Source organism: Arthrobacter sp. AOP36-A1-22, assembly GCF_052377615.1.
In the GTDB taxonomy this organism is placed as follows: Bacteria; Actinomycetota; Actinomycetes; order Actinomycetales; family Micrococcaceae; genus Arthrobacter_H.
In genome coordinates, this window is record NZ_JBQSWX010000016.1 from 1 (window position 1) to 24,109 (window position 24,109).

Genomic DNA, 24,109 nt, shown 5'->3' on the forward strand with positions numbered 1-24,109 from the left:
CCCTGGGTGGCCGGCTCCTCGGCGGGGGCCAACACCACATCGGAGACCACGAGTTCCTCGCCGCCTTCCTGCAGGTCCAACTCCACTGCGTTGCCCGCGGCGAGCAGATCGCCCAGTCCGGCCCTGACCTGGTCCAGGATCACTGCGGGGCCGCGGACGACCCCTGAAAGCACCTGGGTGCGCTGTTTGACCTTGGCCTCGGATTTGGACTTGCGGATCCCGCCCAAGGCGTCACCGACCGTGGGCAGCACGGCGGTGTCCGCGCCTTCCACCGCGCCGGTCAGGTGGGTGTTCGTCGGCCAGGCCGACTGGTGGACCGAGCCGGTCCGCCACCAGCTCCAGACCTCTTCGGTAGCGAAGGGCAGGAACGGTGCGAACAGGCGCAACACGGCATCCAAGGTGGTGGCCAGGGCCGCCAGCACCGAGGCCTGTTCGGCCTCGCCGCGGGCCCCGTAGGCCCGGTCCTTGATCAGTTCGACGTAGTCGTCGGTGAACGACCAGAAGAACGTCTCCACGATGTCCAGGGCCCGGGCGTAGTCGTAGATCCCGAAGGCGCGTTCGGCCTCCTCGATGACCTCCGAGAGGCGGGCCAGCAGCGACCGGTCCAGACCATTGATGATCAGGTGGGCATCACCGTCCAGGACGTTGGCCTGGGTGGCCCCGAGATTCAACACGAACTTGGAGGCGTTGAGGATCTTGATCGACAGCCTGCGGCCGATCTTCATCTGCGCGACCTCGTAGGCGGTATCGGCGCCCAGCTTCGCCGATGCGGCCCAATAGCGCACGGCGTCGGCCCCGAAGTCGTTCAGGACATCGGTGGGGACCACGACGTTGCCCTTGGACTTGGACATCTTCTTGCGGTCCGGGTCCAGGATCCACCCGGAGATCGCCGCATGCTTCCACGGGGCGCAATCGTGCAGGGCATCGCCGCGCACCGCGGTGGAGAAGAGCCAGGTACGGATGATGTCGTGGGCCTGGGGACGCAGGTCGAAGGGGAAGACCTTGGCGAAGAATTCATCGTCGCGGCTCCACCGGCCCACGATCTGCGGGGTCAGCGAAGAGGTCGCCCAGGTGTCGAGGACATCCGCATCCCCGGTGAAGCCGCCGGGGACGTCCCGCTGGTCCGCCGTATAGCCCGGAGCCGTTTCGGCCACCGGGTCCACCGGCAACTGGGCATCGTCGGGGACGAGCGGATGCTCGTAGTCCGGGTTGCCCTGGGCATCCAACGGGTACCAGACGGGGATCGGCACACCGAAGAAGCGCTGCCGGGAGACCAGCCAGTCGCCGTTGAGCCCATTGACCCAGTTCGTGTAGCGCGAGCGCATGAATTCCGGGTGGAACTCGATCTCCTGGCCGCGGGCGATCATGCGTTCGCGACGCTCCGCATCCCGTCCGCCATTGCGGATGTACCACTGGCGCGAGCTGACGACCTCGAGGGGCTTATCGCCCTTTTCGAAGAAGTTCACCGGATGGGTGATCTTGCGGGGTTCGCCGTCGAGCAGATCTGCATCGACCAGCATCGACGCCACGGCTTCCTTCGCGGAGAACACGGTCTTGCCGGCCAGCAGGGAGAAGGCCTCGCGCCCGGCCTCGGAGGTGATCCACTCGGGGGCCTGGCCCTGGATGCGGCCATCCCGGCCGATGATGGCGCGGGTGGGCAACTGCAGTTCGCGCCACCAGGTGACGTCGGTCAGGTCGCCGAAGGTGCAGACCATGGCAATGCCCGAGCCCTTGTCGGCCTTGGCCAAATGGTGCGGATGCACCTCGACTTCGACGCCGAAGAGCGGGGAGGTGACCTTCTTGCCGAACAGTGGCTGGTAGCGCTCGTCATCGGGGTTGGCCACTAGCGCGGCACAGGCGGCCAGCAATTCGGGACGGGTCGTCTCGATGTGGATCTCGGTGCCGTCCTCGGCGAAGAACGGGAACCGGTAGTAGGCTCCGTCGACTTCGCGGTCCTCGAGTTCGGCCTGGGCCACGGCGGTGCGGAAGGTGACGTCCCATAGCGTCGGTGCCTCGGCCATGTAGGCGTCGCCATCGGTCAGGTTGCGCAGGAAGGCCCGCTGGGACACGGCACGCGAGGTGTCGTCGATGGTGCGGTAGGTCAGGTTCCAGTCCACCGACAGGCCGAGGGTGCTGAAGAGGTGCTCGAAGACCTTCTCGTCCTGGACGGCCAGCTCCTCGCACAGCTCGATGAACGTCCGTCGGGAGACGACGTCCCAATCACGCTGGTTCTTCGCCGGCTTTTCCGGGGGACGGTAGGCCGGGTCGTAGGCGGTCTTGGGATCGCAGCGCACCCCGTAGAAGTTCTGCACGCGGCGTTCGGTCGGCAAGCCGTTGTCGTCCCACCCCATGGGGTAGAAGACGTTCTTGCCTCGCATGCGCTGGTACCGGGCCAACACGTCGGTCTGCGTGTAGGAGAACATGTGTCCCACGTGCAGGGAGCCCGACGCCGTGGGCGGGGGAGTGTCGATGGAGTAGACCTGATCGCGGGTGGTCTCGGGGTTGAAGGCGTAGGTTCCCTCGTCACGCCAGCGCTGTCCGAGCCTGGCTTCCAGGCCCTCCAGTGCCGGTTTGTCGGGGACGCTTACGGTCGCGGGCGTGTCTGTGCCCAAGTTCTGTTCAGCCATGGGACCAGTATTCCATGTCGGCAGGTCAGCCCCGATTCCATTCCCCTGCCTCCTGGTCATCCACAAGGTCCGGAGGCGACGAGCAGCACGGAAGGATTCGGCCTACCATCGAGTCATGGGCAAGATCAGAATGCAGCGGGCCTACTCGGCCCCGGACGGCGGCTACAGGATCCTGATTGATCGGCTGTGGCCCCGAGGCATCGCCAAGGAGGACGCCGAGCTCGACGAATGGGCCAAGGAAGTCGCCCCCTCGGCGGAACTGCGGGCCTGGTTCAACCACCGCGAGCACCGGTTCGAGGAATTCCGTGAACAGTACATCGCCGAACTCGAGGACGGTCCGGCCACCGAGGAGGCCGAACGCCTGCTGGAGCTGGTCAAGGACAAGGACGACGTCGTCCTCGTCTATGCCACCAAGGACGAGGAACATAATAATGCCGTGGTCCTGTTGGAGTTCCTGGACGAAAACCTCTGAGCAGCCGCAGCCCCCAGGGGGTACTCACGCCCCGGGTGGCGGCTCATCCTCCGGGGCCCGGGCCGGGCTCCACGGCTGGTCGGGTCGGGGCATGAACGCGCTCCAGGCCATTCGGCGCCGGCGGCGCGGATCATTCTCCACGTGGTCGGTGCTTTCGATGATCAGGGTCGACCTCGTCGCCTCGTCGTAGGGCGGCCACGTCGCAGAGGTGGTGCCCGATTCGGCGAACCTGAGCCACCGCCCGCGCATCCGCTGCCCGGCGCGGGCATAGGCCTCCCGGCCTCCCAGCGAGGTGATCATCCGCGCCAAGGGCACGTCGGTGCGGTCGAAGAGGGCGAACATCTCCACCCCGTGGGTGGCGTCCAGACCGACGATCTTCAGCAGCCGCGGGGCGAAGTCGAAGCGGTAGACGTGGACCGGTGCGAAGCGCGAGTGCAGGTCGGCCACCCGGGTGGAGGGATACCAGAACCCGTAATCCCCACCGAAGTCCGCCGCCGTTCTGGATTCGGGAAGTCCGGGATAGGCGGCGTGCATCTGGGACCAGGTCTCCCGGGGGGAGCGGGAAAGGACCCCCGCGATGCGCGAGGGGGAACCGGGCAGGATATCCCAGCGGCCACGAAAGACCGATCCCTCTCGATCGTTGGTCCCGATGATCAGCGGCACCCGGGCCGCCCGGCCACTGCCGATCGCGTCGATCGGGTGTTCGGGGACGTAGCGTCCGTCGATGACCGGGGCGAAACAAAAACCTCCCGGATAGGCCTCCGGGGTGTGCACCTGCAGGATCCTGGCGGCGGCGAGCAGATCGGGGACCGAACCGTTGAGCAGCAGATCCCTCACCGGGTCCGTAGCAGGCCCCGGCCGGGAGCTGGCAGGGTGTTGGTCCCCGAGGATCGACAGGAATTCTTCCGCCCACCGTGCGGTGAGCCCCGGAGGGTAGACGGCGTCGGCCGGAGCGCTTTGGGCGATGGCGCGGGCGAACAACCCCCGGGCCTGCGGTGTGGCCATGAGGGTGGTCACCGCATTCCCTCCCGCCGATTCCCCGAACACCGTCACCCGGTCCGGGTCGCCCCCGAACGCCCTGATGTTCTGCTGGACCCATTCCAGGGCGGCCACCTGGTCGCGCAGACCCAGGTTGGACTCGATGGGACGCTCGGCGGTGGAGTACCTGCTGAAATCCAGATATCCCAAGGGGCCCAGACGGTAGTTGAAAGTGACGTAGACGGCCCGCCCCGTCCCGACGAAGCCTTCCCCCTGCCCCGAGAAGTCGCGCGAAGAGCCCTGGAAGTATCCTCCGCCGTGGATGAAGACCATGACGGGCAGGGAATCCGCATCCGCCAGGGCCGGCACCGGGGCCTGGACGTTCAGGCTCAAGCAGTCCTCGCTGGACCAGTCCGGGGCCCCGGCCCGGCTGTGATGGGCCCTGGTGGGTTGCGGAGCCGTCGGCCCGAACCGGGAGCCGTCCCTGACCCCGGTCCAGCCGGACGGCGGGGCCGGGGCCCGGAACCTCAGTGGCCCCACCGGCGGCGCCGCATACGGGATGCCGCGCCAGGAAAGCACGTTGCCTTCCCGCACGCCGCGGACCACTCCGCCGAACACCTGGACATCCAGCAGGCCGGTTGCTCCCGGGGCCGGGGAACGTCGGGCCCCGTCATGCCGGGGAATCAGATGCCGGTGGTGCCTCACGGTCGCCCGCTTTCGTCGGGGTGGCAACGCCCTCCGGCGTCGGCAGTCCTCCAACTGGAGGTTTGTCCCTCCAGAGTTGCACCGTTGACGCGGGAGGTCCACAGCTGCCGGGGCAGGGTTCCGGCCCGGGCCTCGCTAGGCTGGAGGCATGACCTCAATGACCCAGCAGTCCATGAAAAGAGCAGTTGTCACCGGTGCCAGCAGCGGGATCGGCGAGGCCACGGCCCGTCGGCTCGCGGCCGAGGGCTGGACGGTCTATGCGGTGGCCCGCCGGGCGGAACGGCTCGAGGCCCTGGCCCGGGACACGGGGATCACCCCGGTCGTCGCCGATGTCACCGACGCGGACGACGTCGCGGCCCTGCTGGCCGTGGTCGCCGGATCCGGAGGGATCGACACCCTGATCAACATCGCCGGCGGCGCCCGGGGGGTCGACCGGATCGGTACGGCTAAGAGCGCCGACTGGGACTGGATGTACCGGGTCAACGTGGTGGGCACCATGAACATGATCCGGGCGTTCCTGCCCATGCTCCGGGCCGACGGCGAGGGGACGATCCTGAACCTGACCTCCACGGCGGCTCTGGGCGGCTACGAGGGTGGGGGCGGATACAACGCCGCGAAGTTCGCCCAACAGGGGCTGACCCAGGCGCTGCGGCTCGAGGAGGCCGAAAACAACATCCGGGTGATCGAGGTCGTGCCCGGTCTGGTGCACACCGAGGAATTCGCGCTCAACCGGCTGGGAGGGGACCAGCAGGCGGCCGACCAGGTCTATGCCGGGGTGGAGAAACCGCTGACCGGAGAGGATGTCGCCGACGTCGTGCTGTATTCGGTGGCCCTGCCGCATCACATCAACCTCGACCAGATCGTTGTCCGTCCCGTGGCCCAGGCCGCCAACCACAAGATGATCCGCACCACGTGATGCGCCGCCCACTGCACGTGATCGCCTGCGCCCACGGCACCGATGATCCCCGCGGGCGCCAGCTCATCGACCAGCTCCGGGCCCAGGTCGCAGGACTGGTGGACGACCAGCACGCCGAGGATGGCTGGTCGGTGCAGGTCCATGAGGCCTACGTCGACGTCCAGGACCCGGACCTGCCCAGGGTCCTGGGACAGCTCCCCGACGGGGAGGCGGCGGTGGTGCTGCCGCTGCTGCTCTCGCTGGGAATCCACACCGGCGTCGACGTGGCCGAGGCCGTCGCCTCCAGGACGAACACCATCGCAGCGGAGCCCATCGGGGCCGATCCCCGGCTGGCCGGGGTGATGGCCCGCCGCCTGGCCGAGGCCGGATGGGGCCCCGACGACGCCGTGGTGCTCGCCTCGGCAGGGACCCGCGTGCCTTCGGGCCAACAGCAGGCCCGGGACAGCGCCGGGACCCTGGCAGCGGCCCTGGGGGCCCCGGTCCAGGCCGCGTTCTGCTCGGCGGCCGACCCCCGGGTGGAGGATGCGGTGGAGCAGGCGGGACGGCAAACCCCCGGAGTCCGGGTCGGCGTCGTGTCCTATCTGTTGGCGCCGGGATTCTTCCAGGAACGCCTCGGCGGCGCCGGGGCAAATTATGTGACCGCACCATTGCTCCCGGACGTCACGATCGCCGAATGTGTCGCCGCAAGACTTCACAGTGCCCTGTCGGAGGCTGATTTCGAGGCCGGCTGAGGTCACGAAAAGCAACGTGTCGGCTGATGACCGGCGGGCGCGACAGCGGTGAAAACCCCGCCCTAGGCTCGCAGCCATGACTCAGGCAACCGATACCCAGCCAACCCCCGGGCCCTCCAGGTCCCGCCCACCGACCAGGCCCCAGGGCCAATGGAAAGTCGACGGGACCACCCCGCTGAACCCCAACGAGGAATGGAAGCAGCACGACGACGGGCTCAACGTCCGCGAACGGATCGAGACCATCTACGCCCGGGAGGGTTTCGACTCGATCGACCCCGAGGACCTGCACGGCCGATTCCGCTGGTGGGGTCTCTACACCCAACGCAAACCCGGGATCGACGGCGGGAAGACCGCCACCCTTGAACCGCACGAACTCGAGGACCGCTACTTCATGATGCGGGTACGCATCGACGGCGGCGCCCTGAGCACCGAACAACTGCGCGTCATCGGTTCCATCTCCACCGAATTCGCCCGCGACACCGCCGATGTCACCGACCGGCAGAACATCCAACTGCACTGGGTCGATGTTCGTGACGTCCCCGAAATCTGGAGGCGACTGGAATCCGTCGGCCTGCACACCACCGAAGCCTGCGGCGACGTCCCCCGTGTCATCCTCGGCTCCCCGGTGGCCGGGATCGCCGCCGACGAGATCCTGGACCCCACCCCGGCCATCGAGGAGATCGCCGAACGCTACATCGGCAACCCGCTGTATTCGAACCTGCCACGGAAGTTCAAGACCGCGATCACCGGACACCCTTCCCTGGACGTCGTCCACGAGATCAACGACATCTCCCTGGTCGGGGTCCGCCACCCCGGACTCGGGGCCGGCTACGACCTGTGGGTCGGCGGCGGACTGTCCACCAACGGACGGCTGGCCGAACGACTCGGGGCCTTCGTCGCCCCCGACCAGGCCGCCGCCGTCTGGGAAGGCGTCGTGGGGATCTTCCGTGACTACGGATACCGCCGGCTCCGGAACAAGGCGAGGCTGAAATACCTCATGGCCGATTGGGGCCCTGCGAAGTTCCGCGAGGTGCTCGAACGCGAGTACCTCGGCCATGCGCTGCCCGACGGTCCGGCCCCCGAACCCACCAACGTGCCCGGGGACCACAGCGGGGTGCACCGGCAGAAGGACGGACTCTTCTACCTCGGGGCCACCACCAGCATGGGCCGGCTCTCCGGAACCCGGCTGACCGGGCTGGCCGGACTGCTGGAACGCCACGGATCCGCCCGTCTGCGCACCACCCCCCACCAGAAGATCGTCGTCCTGGACATCCAGGAGGACGACGTCGAAGCGGTGATCACCGGGCTGCGGGAGCTCGGACTCGAAACCCGGCCCTCCGTGGTGCGCCGGTCCGCGATCGCCTGCACCGGCATCGAATTCTGCAAGCTGGCCATCGTGGACACCAAGGACACGGCGGCGGCCGCCGTGGACAGCCTGGAGGAACGACTGGCGGATCTTGAAGGGAAGATGCCGCGCAAACTCAGCCTCCACGTCAACGGCTGCCCCAACTCCTGCGCCCGCGTCCAGACCGCCGACATCGGGCTCAAGGGCCAGCTCCTGCCCGACGGGGAGGGCGGCCAGAAGGCTGGTTTCCAGGTCCACCTGGGCGGCGGCCTGGCGGATGAGACCCGGGAGGAAGCCGGTCTGGGCCGCACCGTTCGCGGGCTCAAGGTCGCCGCCGACGACCTGCCCGGGTATGTCGAACGGCTCGTGCGCACCTATGCCGACGAATCCGCCACGGGGGAGACCTTCGCGGCCTGGGCCCATCGGGCCGACGACGGGAGCCTGCGATGAGCGGGCCGTCCACGGGCACCGCAGCGTTGCGCGAGCTGGCCAGCAGCGGAGCGGCCGAACTCGGCTTCGACGCCGCCAGCGAGGACGTCCTGGCCTGGGTGGCCCGGCACTTCTCCACCGCCGAAGCCGCCGTCGCCTGTTCCATGGCCGACGCCGTGCTGCCGCATCTGGTCTCCGGAACGCTTCCCGGGATCGACGTCCTGTTCCTGGACACCGGCTACCACTTCGCCCAGACGCTGGACACCCGGGACGAGGTCGCCCGCTCACTCGAGGTGAACGTCGTGGACGTCAGGCCCGAACAGGGCGTCGCCGACCAGGACGCCACCGAAGGACGGGACCTCTTCGCCACCGATCCGGGCCGATGCTGCGCCCTGCGCAAGGTGGACCCGTTGAACCGTGCCCTGGCCGGCTACCGGCTCTGGTTCACCGGGGTGCGGCGCGATGAGGCCCCCACCCGCACGAACACCCCGTTGGTCGACTTCGATGAAGCCCACTCGTTGGTGAAGGTGAACCCCCTGGCCGGATGGAGCGCCAAGGAACTGAACGACTACTCCACCCGAAACCGGCTCCCACGCAATGTGCTGTTGGACCAGGGGTACCCCTCGATCGGATGCCGGCCCTGCACCGGCAAGGTCGCCCCCGGCGAGGACCCGCGGGCGGGCCGCTGGTCGGGACAAACCAAAACCGAATGCGGCATCCATGTCTGACCCCGGCCCCCACCCGGCCAGCCCCCACGAACCCTTCGACTCCCCAGGGAGGAACACCCCATGACCATCACCCAGGACGTGGCCCATCCGCGGGACGCCGGCGCCTCGGTCCCCGCGGACGGCCCGGCAGGCCCCCGACAGGTCCTCGACGCCCTCGAGGCCGAATCCATCCACATCATCCGCGAGGTCGTCGCCGAATTCGACCGCCCGGCCATGCTCTTCTCCGGCGGCAAGGACTCCGTGGTCATGCTCCACCTCGCGGCGAAGGCCTTCTGGCCCGGCCGGGTGCCCTTCCCGCTGCTGCACGTGGACACCGGCCACAACTTCGCGGAGGTCCTGGCGTTCCGGGACCGCACCGTCATCCAGCGGGGACTGAGGCTGGAGGTCGCCAGCGTGCAGGAGTACATCGACTCCGGTGAGCTGGTCGAACGCGCCGACGGCACCCGCAATCCGCTGCAGACCACCCCGCTGCTGGACGCCATTGCCGGGCACCGGTTCGACGCCGTCTTCGGCGGCGGACGCCGTGACGAGGACAAGGCCCGCGCCAAGGAACGCATCCTGTCCCTGCGGGACGAGTTCGGCCAGTGGGACCCCCGCAACCAGCGGCCCGAACTGTGGAACCTGTACAACGGCCGGCACCGCCCCGGACACCATGTGCGGGCCTTCCCGATCAGCAACTGGACCGAACTGGACATCTGGCGCTACATCGAACGTGAAGGCATCGAACTGCCGGGCATCTACTACGCCCACGAACGCGAGGTGTACCACCGCGAGGGCATGTGGCGGGCCGTCGGCGAATTCTCCCCGGCCCGCCAGGGCGAGGACATCGTCCGCCGCACGGTCAGGTACCGGACGGTGGGGGACATGTCCTGCACCGGGGCGGTGCTCTCCGACGCCGCCACCGTCGCCGCGGTGGTGGCCGAAGTGGCCGCCTCCACGCTCACCGAACGCGGGGCCACCCGCGCCGACGACAGGATCTCCGAAGCGGCCATGGAAGACCGCAAGAAGGACGGGTATTTCTAATGAGCACCACCCTGATCGAAGAAGGCCCCGGCGAGTCCGCAGCGACCGGGACCCTGTTCCGTTTCGCCACCGCCGGCTCCGTCGACGACGGCAAATCAACCCTGGTGGGCCGGCTGCTCCATGACGCGAAGGCCATCCTGGCCGACCAGCTCGAGGCGGTGGCCCGCACCTCCACCGAACGCGGTTTCGGCGGCGCCGACGGCGGACTGGACCTGGCCCTGCTGACCGACGGGCTCCGTGCCGAACGCGAGCAGGGGATCACCATCGATGTCGCCTACCGCTACTTCGCCACCGACCGGCGCAGCTTCATCCTTGCCGACTGCCCCGGACACGTGCAGTACACCCGCAACACGGTCACCGGGGCCTCCACCGCGGACGCCGTCGTCGTCCTCATCGACGCCCGCAAGGGGGTGCTGGAACAAACCCGACGGCATCTGAGCGTGCTGGCGCTGCTGCGCACGGCGCACGTGATCGTGGCGGTGAACAAGATCGACCTGGTCGACTACTCCCGGGAGGTCTTCGAGGACATCGAACGCGAGGTTCTGGCCGTCTCCGAACGGCTGGGGATCACCGGGGCACGGGCCGTTCCGGTGTCTGCCCTGCTCGGCGACAACATCGCGGTGCCCTCCGAACTCACCGACTGGTACACCGGTCCGACCCTGCTCGGACTGCTGGAAACCCTCCCCACCCAGGACGAAGTCACCGAGCTCGGCCTGCCCTTCAGGTTCCCCGTGCAAACCGTGCTGCGACCGCAGGGAGCCTTGGCCCCCGGGCTCGCCGCGGAGGACTACCGCGACTACCGGGCCTATGCCGGACAAGTGAGTTCCGGCAGCATCGGCCTCGGGGACAGCGTGAGCGTCCTGTCCTCCGGCCAACCACCGCGCAACACCACGATCGAAGGCATCGACACCGCCGACGGCCCCCGTCAGGCGGCGGCCGCCCCGGCATCGGTGGCGCTGCGACTGGGTGACGACGTGGACATCAGCCGCGGGGACACCATCGTCTCCGGCCCCGTGGCCACGCCCCGCCGGGAGTTCGCGGCCCGGCTGTGCTGGCTCGGCCAGGAACCGCTTGCCCCCGGGGCCAAGGTGCTGATCAAGCACGGCACCGCCACCGTCCGCGGCCTGGTCACCAGCGTCGAGGGGCTCCTGGATCTGGAAACCTCCGCCCTCGTTCCCGCCGACACGCTCGAACTCAACGACATCGGCAGCGTGGGCCTCAGTGTCGCCGCCGAACTGCCGGTGGAGGACTACGCGGCCAATCGTCGGGCCGGGTCCCTGCTGGTCATCGATCCGCAGACCGGCAACACCGTGGCCGCCGGACTGGTGATCTCCTCGTGAACGCCGGTGGCCCCGGGCCTCGCCGTGCCCGACGGCGGATGATCGGCTCCACCGTGGCCCTGGCCCTGCTGGTCGGCGCCGCCCTGGCCACACTCTGGGTTCCCGCCCCCTTCGGTCCGGCGGCCGCCGCCGAGCCGGCCGGGGGAGGCCCGGGCGGGGAGGGAAACCCCGCCTCGCAGCTGCGGCTGGGATATTTCGGCAACGTCACCCACGCCCCGGCCTTGGTGGGCATCCAGCGCGGATTCCTGGCCCGGGAACTGGCGGCGGACGGGACCGGGCTTCGCACCCAGGTCTTCAACGCCGGCCCGGCGGCGGTGGAGGCCCTGAACGCCGGGGCCATCGACGCCGCCTACCTGGGACCCACCCCGGCCATCGGCTCCTACACCTCCAGTGCCGGACGGTCACTGAAGGTCGTGGCCGGGGCCACCTCCGGGGGCGCCCAACTGGTGGTGCGCCAGGACATCACCTCACCGGCCCGGCTGCGGGGAACGGTCCTGGCCAGCCCGCAACTCGGGGGCACACAGGACGTCGCCCTACGCAGCTGGTTGGCTGACCAGGGATATGTGGTGGCCGCCGACGGGTCGGGGGACGTGGACATCAACCCCACCGACAACAGCCGGGCCCTCGCCCTGTTCAAGGCCGGCCGGATCGACGGGGCGTGGCTGCCCGAACCATGGGCCTCGCGTCTGGTGCTCGAAGCCGGGGCCCGGGTCCTGGTCGACGAACGTGATCTGCGGGACGGGTCCCCGACCGCACGCCCTGGCCACTTCCCCAGCACGGTCCTGGTGGTCGACGCCGACTTCGCCGCCAAGCACCCGGACACGGTCACCGCACTCGTGGCAGGAAACGCCGAGGCCGTTTCCTGGCTGCAGGAGGCGGACGCGGCCGAACGGGCCGAAACGATCAACGCAGGGATCGAAGACGCCGCGGGGGCCCGGCTGCCCGATGAGGTGCTGGCCCGGGCCCTGGACACCACCGACTTCACCACCGACCCGTTCCCGGGCGCCTTCGACCGGCTCCTGGAGCAGGGGGTCGCCGCCGGAGTGACCCGGGACGGATCCTTGGACGGCCTCTTCGACCCGGACACCACCCCACCGAAAGGAACGAGACGATGACCACCAGCGTCCTGGATGAAGACCCCGGCACCGGCACCGAACCGTCGGCCCCGGCCGGCCCACCGGCGTCCGTGGTGCTCGACGGGCTCGGCACGTCCTACGCCGCGGGGCCAACGGTCCTGGACGGGATCAGCACCACGATCGCCCGCGGCGAGTTCGTCTGCCTGCTGGGCGCCTCGGGCTGCGGGAAGTCCACGCTGCTGCAGATCCTGGCCGGTCTCCAGCTCCCCACCGCAGGAACGGTCCAGGTCCCCTCCGACGGGGCGGCCTTCATGTTCCAGGACGCCTCCCTGCTGCCCTGGCTCAGTGCCCGGGCCAATGTGGAACTGGCGCTGCGGCTGCGCGGGGTTCCCCGGGCCGAACGCCGGGCACTGGCGGACGCCCTGTTGGAACTGGTCCACCTGGCAGGGGTGGGCGAACGGCGCCCCCACCAGCTCTCCGGCGGGATGCGCCAACGCACCGCGCTGGCCAGGGCCCTGGCCCAGGACCGCGAACTGCTGCTGATGGATGAGCCCTTCGGCGCGTTGGATGCCATCACCCGTGACCTGCTGCATGAGGAACTCGATCGCGTGTGGACCTCCACCGGCCGGACCATCGTCTTCGTGACCCACAACGTCCGAGAGGCCGTCCGGCTGGGCCAACGCGTCATCCTGCTCTCCTGCCGGCCAGGCCGGATCGCCCGGCAATGGCAGGTGGGACCAGAGGTACGCAGGAACCCGGCGGCGACCGCCGCACTGACCGAAGAAATCACCCGGCAGCTACGACAGGAGATCAGCGGCCATGCCCACCCCTGACACCGTGGAACGTCCCGCCACAGGGCCTGATCCCACGGAACCCGCCGGCCCGGAGGCAGGTCCGGACCGGCTGCCGATGCCAGCACCAGCCACCCGACGCGACCTCGGGACCGTTCTGCTTCCGGCGGCGGCCCTGCTCGTGCTCATCTGCCTCTGGCAGATCCTGTCCTGGAGCGGCCTCAAACGCCCCGACCTGTTCCCCGGACCGGGAGCCGTCGCTGCGGGCATGGGCGATGCCCTCCTGGATGGCACCCTCCAAAATGCGGTGGCCACCTCGCTGGGCCGGGGCGTGACGGGTTTTGCCATCAGCGTGGCCATCGCCACCCCACTGGCCCTGCTGCTCGCCCAGTCGGCCACGTTGCGTGCCGCCCTGGGGCCCCTGGTCTCCGGGCTCCAGGTCCTGCCGTCGGTCGCCTGGGTGCCGGCAGCCATCATCTGGTTCGGGCTCACCGACGCGACCGTGTACTTCGTGGTCCTCATGGGCGCGACGCCCTCGATCGTGAACGGGCTGCTCTCGGGAATCGACCAGATCCCCCCGCACTACGGATCGGTGGGCACCGTACTCGGCGCCACCCGGCGCCAACAGACCCTGCTGATCACCCTGCCCGCGGCGCTGCCTGCCTATCTGGGTGGGCTGAAACAAGGCTGGGCCTTCTCCTGGCGTTCGCTCATGGCCGCCGAGATCATCGCCGTGGGCGGGAGCATCGGCTTCGGCCTGGGCTCGATGCTCCAACAAGGCCGTGATCTGTCCAGCATGGCGCTGGTGATGGCCGCGATCCTGGTCATCCTCAGCGTGGGCATCATCGTCGAACTGCTCGTCTTCTCACCCATCCAACGCCGTCTGCTCCAACGCCGCGGCCTATTGACCTCAGGAGCGAAATGAACGACCTGTATCCCACTTCTCTGCGCCTGCTCGGACGCCGCGTCCTGCTCGTCGGTGCCGGCCCCGTGAGCGAACGACGCCTCAAGGCACTGCTCGATGCCGGGGCCCGGGTCACCGTGGTCGCCCCCGACGCGGTGGAGGGGATCCGCCGGCTTCATGCCGCCGGGCTCCTCGACTGGCACCCCCGGCCCTACCGCGCCACCGACCTGAAGGACACCTGGTTCGTCCACACCGCCACGGGAGACCCTGCGGTGGACTCCGCGGTGGCTTCCGATGCCGAGAAGGCACGCCTCTGGTGCGTCAACGCCTCGAACCATCGCACCTCGACGGTCTTCACGCCTGCGGTGGCCCGGATCGACGAGGTCGTGGTGGCCGTGAACACCGATGGTGATCCGCGGCGGGCCGGACGAATCCGCACTGCGATCCGGGTGGCCGCCCAGACAGGACTCCTGCCATGGCGACGCTTCCGCCCCCGCGCTGCACAGGAACAGGGCACGACGCCGGCCGGTCGGGTGGCGCTGGTCGGCGGCGGACCGGGGGAGAGCGGGCTGATCACCGTGCGCGGACGCCAGCTGCTGGCCGAGGCGGACGTCGTGGTCGCCGATCGGCTGGGTCCACGCGCCCTGCTCGAGGAACTGGGCCCGGACGTCCGGGTCATCGAGGTCGGCAAGGCCCCCGGCGCCCATACCGCCACCCAGGACCAGATCAACGACCTGCTGGTGGGCCAGGCCCGGGCCGGGAACCTCGTGGTCCGGCTCAAGGGCGGGGACCCCTTCGTCTTCGGGCGCGGGGGAGAGGAGGCAGAGCACTGCCGGGGCCACGGGCTCGCAGTGGAGGTCGTTCCCGGGGTGACCAGTGCCCTGTCGGTCCCGGCAGCCGCCGGGATCCCGGTGACCCATCGGGGGGTCGCCGCAGGATTCACCGTGGCCACCGGACACGATGAACTGGCTGATCTGCCGGCCCGCAGCGACCACACGCTCGTGCTGCTGATGGGGGTCCGCCGGCTCGCCGAGTCCGTAGCCACCCTGGGCCGGCGCGGGCTGGGGCCCGACACCCCGGTGGCCATCATCGAAAGCGGCTGGACCGTCGACCAACGCGTGACCATCGGCACCCTGGCCACGATCACCGACCAGGCCGCCGCACGCCGCGTGGCCAACCCGGCGGTCATCGTCATCGGAGACGTCGTGAACCTGAGTACCTACACCCCCGACACAGTTGCCGTTCCTGCCCCCGCGGCCAGCCTGGCCGTCTGAACCACCCAAGGAGAACCATGACCACTGAAGACCATCCCCGTCCCACACCGTCCCCGCCCCACCCGTTGGATGCCAGCCAGTTACGGGTCGCGATCATCGGCGCCGGCCCGGCCGGCGTCTACGCCGCCGATCTGCTGACCAAAAGCGGCCCGGTGAGCTCCGGGGCCTTGACCGTATCCATCGACCTCTTCGACCGGTACCCGGCACCCTATGGGCTGATCCGCTACGGGGTGGCCCCTGACCATCCGCGGATCAAGGGCATCGTGAAGGCACTGCATAAGGTCCTGGACCGGGGGGACATCCGTTTCTTCGGGAACGTGGAGTACGGCACCGATCTGAGCCTGACGGACCTGGAAACCCACTACGACGCGGTCATCTTCGCCACCGGGGCGATCAAGGACGCCGACCTGAACATCCCGGGCATGGACCTCGAGGGCGCCTACGGGGCCGCGGACTTCGTGTCCTGGTACGACGGGCACCCCGATGTGCCGCGGACCTGGCCCCTGGACGCGCAGCAGATCGCGGTCATCGGCAACGGCAACGTCGCCCTGGACGTCGCCCGGATGCTCTCCAAGCATCCCGAGGACCTGCTGGTCACCGAGATCCCGGACAACGTCCATGCGGGCCTGGCCGCCTCACCGGTGACCGACGTGCATATCTTCGGCCGGCGGGGCCCCGCCCAGGTGAAGTTCACCCCGTTGGAGTTGCGCGAACTCTCACATTCGAGGGATGTGGACATCGTCCTCTACCCGGAGGACTTCGAATTCGACGATGCCTCCGATGAGGCGATCAAGACGAACAACCAGGCCAAGACGATGGTCAATACACTCACCAACTGGTTGGTCGAGCAAGAGGACCGGGAGGAGGCCGAGGACGCCGGGACTCGGACCCCGGCCTCGCGGCGGTTGCATCTGCACTTCCTGCACGCCCCGGTGGAGATCACCGGGTCCAACGGGTCCGTGGAAGCCATCCGGTTCGAACGCCAGGAACTGGACGGGACCGGCAACGTGCGCGGGACCGGGGAAATCGTGGACTACGGGGTCCAGGCCGTCTACCGGGCCATCGGCTACTTCGGCTCGGCCCTGCCCGAACTGGCCTACGACGGGAGCCACGGGGTCATCCCCAATGCCGGCGGACGGGTCCTGGACGAGGCCGGAGACCACGTGGTGGGGCTATATGCCACCGGGTGGATCAAGCGCGGTCCGGTGGGCCTGATCGGCCATACCAAGGGCGATGCCCTGGAGACCATCACGCTCCTGCTCGAGGACCTGGCCAACCTTCCGGCCGCCGTCGTCCCCGACCCCGCGGCGGTGCCCCGACTGCTGGCCGCCCGAGGGGTGGAGTTCACCGGCTGGGAAGGATGGGTCGCCCTTGATCGCCATGAACGGGCCCTGGGGGAGGCCGCCGGACCAGTGGCCACCGCCGCGGGGCCGGTGGCCCGTGAACGCATCAAGGTCGTCGACCGGGAGGCCATGGTGGAGGCCTCCACCATCGACGGCGAGCGCCGCCGCGCGGAGGTGGGTGCCTTGGCCTGAAGCCGTTCAGCTAGGAGGCGGCGGGATGGAGCCGGGGCGTGGGATTGGCCAGGATGAACTCGAAGCCGATGTCTGCCGGATACCCGAAGTCGGCATTGGCCACCACGACCCGCTCCATCGACACTTCCCGGATGCTGACCTTGACCCGTTCAGGATGGTCGTCGATATCGAGCCACCAGTCCTCCGCCAGATACTGCAGCCCCGGCTCCTCGAGGCGGGCTTCGGCCGCGGTCAGTTCCATGGCCGCGTCGAGTTCGTTCCACAACAGGTCGATGGGTACGAACCCTTCCTCCGTCATCTTCAGGTAGCCCAATTTCTCGTTGTCGCCATCCCGGGTATGCGGAAACACCACGTCTTCACTCATGCAGCCACCCTATCGGGGCGTTGGGCGGGAGAAGGGGGCCGTGGTGGAAAGCCTGCCCTGCGGCGCGGCCCCACGGCAGGCATCGCGGGGGAGAAGTAGCCTCGAGGGATGACCGCCGAAAACCCGAAGCCGCCCCTCGACGAGTCACGGCCGGCAGAGATCGCCCACCGGTACGCAGGAAGCGTCGCCCCCGCCGCCGCCGGTGGATTCGTCTTTCTGGTCCTGCGGATCTTCGCGGTGTCCGGCTACGACTGGAACACGGCCTTCGCGGTCAGTACGACGCTGGGGTTGAGTGACGGCCTGGCCCTGCTGTTCGGTTCGCTGATGGCCGGACACCTGCTGGTCACCTACCTGATGATCGTGATCCTGCCACTGCTGTTGGCCACCTACGTGTGGTCCCCGTTGGGCCGACGCCCGGTGGTGCTGTTGGCCACCACGCTGGCCCTGGTGACCCTGGCCGCGCTGACGGTGTCCTTCAAGATCTGGTGGCTTCCCGTCGCGGTGGCTGCGGTCTTCGGACTCTTCGCCCTGATCCGGATACTTTCCCCGCAGAACCCGGTGCGCCGCGCGTTCGCCAAGGCCATGGCCAGCGTGGGCTGGGTGTCGGGGCTCTCCCTGCTGCTGGTCGCCGCATTCGTCCAGACCCCCTGGGTTCCGCAGGAACATATTGAAACCACCGACGGGCCGCTGACCGCCTACGTCCTCAGCGTCGATTCCGGTTACCTGAACCTGCTGACCCAGGACCATGAATTCGTCATCATCAACAGCGGGGACGTCATCTCACGTAAATAGTGCGCCCTCCGCGGCCGGGGCCGGTGCCTGCTACCGCTCCGGTTCGTCCGGGACGTGGCCCTGGATCCACTCCATATACCTGGACAGTGAGGCTTCCACCAACGGTTTGGCCCCCTGCTCGATGACGGCGAAGGCGCTGTAGAGCCGGTCATAGTCATAGACCGCGGTGGCCTCAAGGATCCGGCGGATGGAACGGGCCGGCAACGGAATGTTGTTGGGATAGCTGCGCATGGCGCTCACCGAGGCCCGGTCGGCACCGATCTGGATCGTGTCCCCGCTGAGCATGGCTCCCTTCCCACCCGCCCCGGCGTCCCAGTGCACCACCGCACTGCCCGCAAAATGGCCGCCGCACTGGATCATCGTCAATCCCGGCAACACCTCATGCACTCCGGCCCAGAGCTCGATGACCGGATCGGGGCGGCGGATCCAGGCCCGGTCGGCAGAGGCCACCCACACCGGGGCCCGGTCGAAGGCATGGCTCCATTGGATGCAGGCCCCGGTCAGATGGGGATGGCTGGCGGAGATCGCCGCCACCCCTCCCAGCGCCTCGACGGCAGCCAGGGTCTCCTCGTCGAGATATCCCGGAGGCTCCCATAAGAGGTTCCCTGCCGGGGTGCACACCAGCAGCCCCCGCTGGCCGATCGCAAACCGGGGGACCACCGACAACCCGTGCAACCCCGGTTCGAGGGGCTCGATCCGCATCCGGTGGCCGTCGGCCGAGAGTTCTCGCTGATGGGTCCACCGCTGCCCGGTGGCCGGAACATATTGCCTCTCGTCCAGGCAGATGGCGCAGGACGACGGCGGGGCCCCGGTATCGGGGTGCCCGATACCGCAGGTCGCACAGATCCAGATGGTCATGGACCCATTCTTCGGTGCTCAACCGGTGACACGTCAAGGGCTCGCCGGGCCGAAGCCGGGCGGGTCTATCATCGGGGACATGTCTGAAGCCACTGATTCGCAGGCCACCCACCAGCACGCCGACCTGTTCTTCTCCGGCGGGACGATCCTGACCATGGACGCGCAGAGGCCGCGGGCCGAAGCGGTGGCAGTGGGGCATGGGCGCATCCTGGCCGTGGGCTCCATCGAGGAACTCTCTTCGCTGATCGGGGCAGGGACCGAACAGGTCGATCTCGAGGGCAGGGCGTTGCTGCCGGGGTTGATCGACCCGCATATGCATTCCTCCATGGTCCAGTTGGCCGACTGGGCCGATGTGAGCCCCATGACCTGTCCCACCGCGGACGACGTTTTTATCGCACTGCGCGAGGCCATCCCGGCGTCGACCGGTTGGGTGTTGGCCCAGCAATTCGACCCGAGCATCACCGCCGGCCACCCGATGCTGGACCGCCATGAACTGGACCGACTCGTTCCGCATGCTCCGGCGCTGGTGTTGGAAAGCAACGGGCATATCGCCTACGCCAACTCCGCGGCCCTCGCCCGGGCCGGTATCGACCGCAACACCGCGGATCCACCGGCGGGCCGCTATACCCGCGACGCCCAGGGTGAGCCGACCGGCCGGCTGGAGGAATCCTCTGCCCTGGCCGCGTTCGGGGCAGGGCTTCCCTTTGCCACCGGCGAGGCACTGGCCGGGCGGATCCGCGATCTGCTTTGGCAGGCTGCCAGCCAAGGGGTCACCCTGCTGCACGACTGCGGTATCGGCTCCATCGACGGAACGTCGGATCTGGACGTGCTGCGTACGGTGCTCGACGACGACTCCCCGGTCAGATACCGGGGGATGTTGGTCTCGAGCTGCTATGACGACTGGATGGCGAAGGGGATCCGCCCGGGGGACGGGGACGATCTGTTCCGGGTCGACGGCATCAAGGCGTGGTCGGATGGGTCCAACCAGGCGGGTACCGGATTCCAACGCAAACCCTATCTGGGCCAGACCAGCCGCGGGGCCCTGAACCATTCGCCGGCGGAACTGGCGGCTGTGGTGTCCCGGGCCCATCGGGACGGTTGGCAGATCGGTGTCCATGCCAATGGTGATGCAGCCATCGACACGACCCTGGAGGCCTTCGAGCAGGCGTTGGCCTCCGACCCGCGCCCCGACCACCGGCACCGGATCGAACACTGCAGTCTCACCCGTCCCGAACACATCGCCCGCATGGCAGCTGCCGGGATTTCGCCGTCGTTCCTGATCGGCCACGTCAGATGGTGGGGCCGGGCGTTCCGTGAACGGTTGCTGGGCCCCGAACGCGCCGACTTCTACGACCCCTGCGCCTCGGCGCTGGCTGGTGGCCTGCGCATCTCGCTGCACAGCGACTGGAACGTCACCCCGTTGGAACCGCTGCGCTACGTCCAGGATGCGGTCACCCGCATCATGGCCGAAGGCGGGGAAGTGTTGAACCCCGGCGAGCGCATCAGCGTCGAAGCGGCCTTGCGGGCCGTGACCATCGACGCCGCCTGGCAGTGCCGGGCCGATGACGTCACCGGTTCGATCGAGGTCGGAAAATATGCGGACCTGGTGGTGCTGGATCAGGATCCGACGGCGGTGGATCCCACCCGCATCCAGGACATCGCCGTGGTCCAGACCCGTCTGGCCGGGGCGGTGCGTTTCGGCTAGTGGGTCCCGCTGCCTCTGGTTCGGGGGCGGTCTGTTCGGGATACTGTCATCATGATGAAGAAACCCGGGAGCAGCGGGACCTGGACCCGGCGCCCCGGCTTCTCGTTCGAGTCCTCCGTATATGGGCTCATCGTGGTCTCCGCGATGCTCATTGTCATGGGCAGGTACGGCGACACCTCGGCGGAGAATTTCTTCAAGGTGCTCGGCACGGTGGTCGTCTTTTGGGCGGCCCACCTCTTCGCCGTCTGCGTGGCGCACCTGAACCAGAGCGAACCGGGCCAGGCCAGCTTTCGAGGCGAACTCAGCCATGCCTGGCGCCACTCGGCGGGGTTGCTCCTGGCCGCCGTCATTCCCCTGGGCGTCCTGCTGCTGGGGGTCCTGGGGGTCATCAGCGACGAGGTGGCGCTGTGGACGGCATTGTGGGTCAACGTCGTTCTACTCGGGGTGGTGGGATATCTTTCGTCCCTGCGCTGGGCCCCGACGGTCCGGGTGCGTCTGGTGGTCTCCGGCGGCACGGCACTGTTGGGGCTGCTGATCGTGGGCTTGAAGGTCTTCCTCCATTGAAACCGACCAGCTCAGGTCAAGGAGGATCCGTGCGCCACGACCAGATTCCGATCGACGTTCCCACTGCCCAGGCCTTGATCCGCCAACAATTTCCACACCTGAGGAGCGAACCCATCAGGTTTCTTCCCAGCACGGGAACCGTCAATGCCATCTTCCGCGTCGGCGACCTGCTGGCCGCCCGCTTCCCGCTCCACGAATCCGACCCGGCCGAACTGGCCGAATCCCTGAGTACCGATGCCGATGCCATGGGCGAACTCGCGGGGCGCAGCCCCGTGCCGACACCGACCTGCGTCGGTCTGGGCCGGCCCGACAAGTCCTACCCCCTGCCGTTCACGCTCCAGACCTGGATACCCGGACACGTCGCCACCCCCACGATGGTCTCGGACTCCCCGAAGTTCGCCGCCGACCTCGTCCGGTTCATCCAGGCCCTCCGGGCGACCGACCTGGACGGCCGGAGCTTCAATGGACGTGGACGTGGGGGAGCCCTGCCTGATCACGACGAATGGATGGAGCACTGCTTCACCCGGAGTGCCGGCCTGCTTGACGTTCCCCGGCTGCGCTGGATGTGGGCCGGTTTCCGCGGACTTCCGGCCGGAGGCAACGACACGATGAGCCATGGCGACCTGACCCCGGCCAACCTCCTCGTGGACGGGGGGCGCCTGGCCGGAGTCCTGGACGGCGGAGGGTTCGCCCCCGCCGATCCGTCCCTCGATCTGGTTGCCGCCTGGCACCTGCTGGGACGGCCGGCACGGACGACCTTCAAGGAGGGCCTGGGAAGCAGCGACGTCGAATGGCAGCGCGGGGCAGCCTGGGCCTTCCAGCAGGCCATGGGGCTGGTCTGGTACTACCAACGGTCCAACCCGGCGATGGCTGGGTTGGGCCACAGCACGGTGGAACGCCTCTTGGACGATCCCGAGGTTGGGGCACGCTGAAGGCCCGCACGGATCAGGTGGCCATGATTCCGCCGTCGGCAATGAATTCGACGCCCGTCGAGTAGCTGGCCCGGTCGGAGGCGACGAAGGCCACCAGATTGGAGACCTCCTCGGAGTCGCTGATGCGCTTCATCGGGATCTTCTCCATGAAGTCCTCGATGACCTTCTTGATGTTCTCCGGTTCGATGCCGGGGGTCTTGATGGCCCCGGGATGGACCGTGTTCACGCGGATCCCGAATTCGGCATACTCCTAGGCGACGGCCTTGGTCAGCCCGGTCACGGCGAACTTGGAGGCGCTGTAGACGGCATTGCCGGCGGTGGGACGCAGGCCTTCGTCGGAGGAGATGTTCACGATCGAACCTCCCCCTGCCTTCTGCATCGAGGGGAGGATCTTCTGCATGCCATGGAACTGGCTGAAGAAATTCACCTCGAACATCTTCTGGACGTCCGCTTCGGTGAAGTCCACGAATTTCTTCATCACGTCGATCCCGGCATTATTGACCAGGATGTCCACCGGCCCGAACGTCGATTCCGTCCGGGCAATCACCTGGTCCCAGGCAGCTGCCTGGGTCACATCGAGTTCGACGAAGGCGGCGACGTCGCCGAGCTCGTCGGCCAGCGACTGGCCCTTTTCGACCAGGATGTCGGCAATGACGACCCGCGCACCTTCCTCGACGAATTTGCGCACATGCGAGGCACCCATGCCTTGTGCGCCTCCGGTGATCAACGCGACCTTGTGATCCAGCAAACCCATCTCGTGCTCCTTCGATAGAGGGGGAGGACTGATTGGGACCCGGTCGGGAAGGCCAGTGCCTTCCCTGGGGTCCTGGCCTCATTCCACTCCTGTCCCCCCGGCGACGCAAACCGGTACGGGTGCGTGGGGACGGGCGCAGGGTGGAATGAGCTGGTGGTCAGGGGTTTTGTGTCATCCCCTTCTGTTGCGTCGGCGGGTCAGGCGCCAGAGGTGGGCCCCGAGGGCGAAGGCGAGCAGGGTGATGACCAGTGGTACGACGAGCCATGCGAGTCCGCTGCTCCAGCCGATCCCCACGCCGGCTTCGGTGTCGAAGGCGGTGACCGGGACCAGGAAGAGGAACGCGGAATGGGCTTGCTGGGCTCCGGCATCATCGACTGCAGCGAGCATGCCCCAGACGTAGGAGAGGAAGAGGGCCCAGTAGACCAGGAGGGCGGCGCCTGCGGTGATGATGCCGATGGACCAGAGGGGTCGTTTCATTCCTTCGTCACCGTAGCGGGCCGCCAGGCCGGAGGCGGGGCCGAGGTCGCGCAACGCCGCGCCGGTGCTGCGTGGCTCGACCAGCAGGTCATCGCGGAGGGACCGGATCACGTTCTTGCGGCCGGCTCCGGGCAGGCCGCCTTCCAAATGCCAGTCCAGCCGCATCAGATAGAGATCGATGCGTAGCCGGTCCATCATGGAGCGACGCGCAGTGGTGTCGGTGTCGTGGAGATCGTTCATCGCAGCTCTCCTGTCGAGGTGAGCGCGTCCTGGACCGCTCGTTGGAGGTGTTTCCATTGCTGGTGGGAATCGTTGCGTTGGTGTTCTCCCGCAGCGGTCAGCCCGAAGTACTTCCGTGGAGGCCCCTGGCTGGAGGCGGCGGTGTATGCGGCCAGGAGCCCATCGCGTTCCATCCTGCTCAACGCGGGATAGACCAGTCCGGTACCTGCCTGCAGGCCCAAGGCGCTCAGACGCTCGACGAGTTCATAGCCGTAGGACTCCCGCTCGGAGAGCAAGGTGAGGATCAATAAGGGCAGAGCCCCGCGCAGGAGCTGCCCGTCTCGTTGCGCATCTGTTCTACTCATACTAGTAGTGAATCATGAATAGTGGCCTGAGGGAACGTCCGAACCAGGATGCTTCTCCTGGTGCACGGGGCGAGCGCCACCGCCGTGGTATCCGCTAGACTGGTCCCACCAGCAACGACCCGGCCATCACCGGTGAGCTTCCGGAAGAACGGTCCGCCCCGTGCGGACCCAGTAGAACCGGGCGGTTGGGCGCGTGAAAGCCCAG

At 68.3% G+C, this 24,109-nt stretch carries 22 protein-coding genes and 1 pseudogene; 16 read left to right on the plus strand and 7 right to left on the minus strand.

Annotation, left to right across the window (positions count from 1 at the left end):
* Positions 1-2,627: valine--tRNA ligase (gene valS / locus ACT3S2_RS10430; RefSeq protein WP_444561669.1), on the minus strand; the 2,627-nt coding region annotated here is incomplete at its 3' end.
* 115 nt (positions 2,628-2,742) lie between these two features.
* Between valS and ACT3S2_RS10435 the strand changes: the two genes are divergently transcribed.
* A complete protein-coding gene (locus tag ACT3S2_RS10435) occupies positions 2,743-3,099 on the plus strand; it encodes a DUF488 domain-containing protein (RefSeq protein WP_444553680.1) in 357 nt (118 codons plus the stop codon).
* A 24-nt stretch (positions 3,100-3,123) separates the two neighbouring features.
* Here ACT3S2_RS10435 and ACT3S2_RS10440 read toward each other — a convergent pair whose 3' ends face one another.
* Entirely contained in the window at positions 3,124-4,782 is a 1,659-nt protein-coding gene (locus tag ACT3S2_RS10440) for a carboxylesterase/lipase family protein (protein WP_444561670.1), read from the minus strand.
* 148 nt (positions 4,783-4,930) lie between these two features.
* Between ACT3S2_RS10440 and ACT3S2_RS10445 the strand changes: the two genes are divergently transcribed.
* From ACT3S2_RS10445 to ACT3S2_RS10495, 11 genes are all read left to right on the plus strand, one after another.
* A complete protein-coding gene (locus tag ACT3S2_RS10445; protein WP_444553678.1) occupies positions 4,931-5,698 on the plus strand; it encodes an SDR family oxidoreductase in 768 nt (255 codons plus the stop codon).
* Complete coding sequence (locus tag ACT3S2_RS10450) at positions 5,698-6,429, plus strand: sirohydrochlorin chelatase (RefSeq protein WP_444553765.1); 732 nt, start codon at positions 5,698-5,700, stop codon at positions 6,427-6,429. Before ACT3S2_RS10445 ends, ACT3S2_RS10450 begins: the two co-directional genes overlap by 1 nt.
* A 76-nt stretch (positions 6,430-6,505) precedes the next feature.
* On the plus strand, positions 6,506-8,224 hold the full coding sequence (locus ACT3S2_RS10455) for a nitrite/sulfite reductase (protein WP_444561671.1): 1,719 nt from the start codon (positions 6,506-6,508) through the stop codon (positions 8,222-8,224).
* Positions 8,221-8,931 (plus strand): phosphoadenylyl-sulfate reductase, encoded by a 711-nt coding sequence (locus tag ACT3S2_RS10460; RefSeq protein ID WP_444553676.1) that lies wholly within the window; start codon positions 8,221-8,223, stop codon positions 8,929-8,931. The genes ACT3S2_RS10455 and ACT3S2_RS10460 overlap by 4 nt, the downstream gene beginning before the upstream one ends.
* 60 nt (positions 8,932-8,991) lie before the next feature.
* The gene (gene cysD, locus ACT3S2_RS10465) at positions 8,992-9,954 is read left to right on the plus strand and encodes a sulfate adenylyltransferase subunit CysD (protein ID WP_444561672.1); all 963 of its coding nucleotides are present in this window, start codon (positions 8,992-8,994) and stop codon (positions 9,952-9,954) included.
* On the plus strand, positions 9,954-11,294 hold the full coding sequence (locus tag ACT3S2_RS10470) for a sulfate adenylyltransferase subunit 1 (protein WP_444561673.1): 1,341 nt from the start codon (positions 9,954-9,956) through the stop codon (positions 11,292-11,294). The genes cysD and ACT3S2_RS10470 overlap by 1 nt, the downstream gene beginning before the upstream one ends.
* 38 nt (positions 11,295-11,332) lie before the next feature.
* Positions 11,333-12,409, plus strand: coding sequence for an ABC transporter substrate-binding protein (locus ACT3S2_RS10475; RefSeq protein ID WP_444553673.1), 1,077 nt, complete (start codon positions 11,333-11,335; stop codon positions 12,407-12,409).
* A complete protein-coding gene (locus tag ACT3S2_RS10480) occupies positions 12,406-13,203 on the plus strand; it encodes an ABC transporter ATP-binding protein (protein WP_444561674.1) in 798 nt (265 codons plus the stop codon). The genes ACT3S2_RS10475 and ACT3S2_RS10480 overlap by 4 nt, the downstream gene beginning before the upstream one ends.
* Entirely contained in the window at positions 13,190-14,086 is an 897-nt protein-coding gene (locus ACT3S2_RS10485) for an ABC transporter permease (protein ID WP_444553671.1), read from the plus strand. Before ACT3S2_RS10480 ends, ACT3S2_RS10485 begins: the two co-directional genes overlap by 14 nt.
* Positions 14,083-15,339, plus strand: coding sequence for a uroporphyrinogen-III C-methyltransferase (cobA, locus tag ACT3S2_RS10490; protein ID WP_444553670.1), 1,257 nt, complete (start codon positions 14,083-14,085; stop codon positions 15,337-15,339). Before ACT3S2_RS10485 ends, cobA begins: the two co-directional genes overlap by 4 nt.
* 17 nt (positions 15,340-15,356) lie before the next feature.
* A complete protein-coding gene (locus ACT3S2_RS10495; RefSeq protein ID WP_444553669.1) occupies positions 15,357-16,874 on the plus strand; it encodes an FAD-dependent oxidoreductase in 1,518 nt (505 codons plus the stop codon).
* Positions 16,875-16,884: 10 nt separating this feature from the next.
* Here the strand turns inward: ACT3S2_RS10495 and ACT3S2_RS10500 are convergent, their stop codons facing one another.
* Positions 16,885-17,238, minus strand: a complete 354-nt coding sequence (locus ACT3S2_RS10500; RefSeq protein ID WP_444553668.1) for a serine/threonine protein phosphatase — start codon at positions 17,236-17,238, stop codon at positions 16,885-16,887.
* 108 nt (positions 17,239-17,346) lie between these two features.
* On the opposite strand from ACT3S2_RS10500, the gene ACT3S2_RS10505 reads away from it, so the two are divergent.
* Entirely contained in the window at positions 17,347-18,030 is a 684-nt protein-coding gene (locus tag ACT3S2_RS10505; protein WP_444561675.1) for a hypothetical protein, read from the plus strand.
* A 30-nt stretch (positions 18,031-18,060) separates the two neighbouring features.
* On the opposite strand, the gene ACT3S2_RS10510 is transcribed toward ACT3S2_RS10505, so the two are convergent.
* Positions 18,061-18,888 (minus strand): hydrolase, encoded by an 828-nt coding sequence (locus tag ACT3S2_RS10510; protein WP_444553666.1) that lies wholly within the window; start codon positions 18,886-18,888, stop codon positions 18,061-18,063.
* 79 nt (positions 18,889-18,967) lie between these two features.
* Between ACT3S2_RS10510 and ACT3S2_RS10515 the strand changes: the two genes are divergently transcribed.
* Genes ACT3S2_RS10515 through ACT3S2_RS10525 form a run of 3 tightly spaced genes read left to right on the plus strand, consistent with a single transcriptional unit; the run spans position 18,968 to position 22,089 of the window.
* A complete protein-coding gene (locus ACT3S2_RS10515; protein WP_444561676.1) occupies positions 18,968-20,593 on the plus strand; it encodes an amidohydrolase in 1,626 nt (541 codons plus the stop codon).
* Between the two features lie 51 nt (positions 20,594-20,644).
* Positions 20,645-21,157: a hypothetical protein gene (locus tag ACT3S2_RS10520; protein ID WP_444553664.1), complete on the plus strand. Its 513-nt coding sequence runs from the start codon at positions 20,645-20,647 to the stop codon at positions 21,155-21,157.
* Positions 21,158-21,186: 29 nt separating this feature from the next.
* Positions 21,187-22,089 carry an aminoglycoside phosphotransferase family protein gene (locus ACT3S2_RS10525; RefSeq protein WP_444553663.1) on the plus strand — a complete coding sequence of 301 codons (903 nt, stop codon included), beginning with the start codon at positions 21,187-21,189 and terminating at the stop codon, positions 22,087-22,089.
* A gap of 13 nt (positions 22,090-22,102) precedes the next feature.
* Here ACT3S2_RS10525 and ACT3S2_RS10530 read toward each other — a convergent pair.
* From ACT3S2_RS10530 to ACT3S2_RS10540, 3 genes and pseudogenes are all read right to left on the minus strand, one after another.
* Positions 22,103-22,843 (minus strand): annotated as a pseudogene (locus ACT3S2_RS10530) (SDR family NAD(P)-dependent oxidoreductase).
* 171 nt (positions 22,844-23,014) lie between these two features.
* Positions 23,015-23,560 (minus strand): hypothetical protein, encoded by a 546-nt coding sequence (locus ACT3S2_RS10535; RefSeq protein ID WP_444553662.1) that lies wholly within the window; start codon positions 23,558-23,560, stop codon positions 23,015-23,017.
* A complete protein-coding gene (locus ACT3S2_RS10540) occupies positions 23,557-23,904 on the minus strand; it encodes a PadR family transcriptional regulator (RefSeq protein WP_444553661.1) in 348 nt (115 codons plus the stop codon). The genes ACT3S2_RS10535 and ACT3S2_RS10540 overlap by 4 nt, the downstream gene beginning before the upstream one ends.
* Positions 23,905-24,109: the final 205 nt, after the last annotated feature.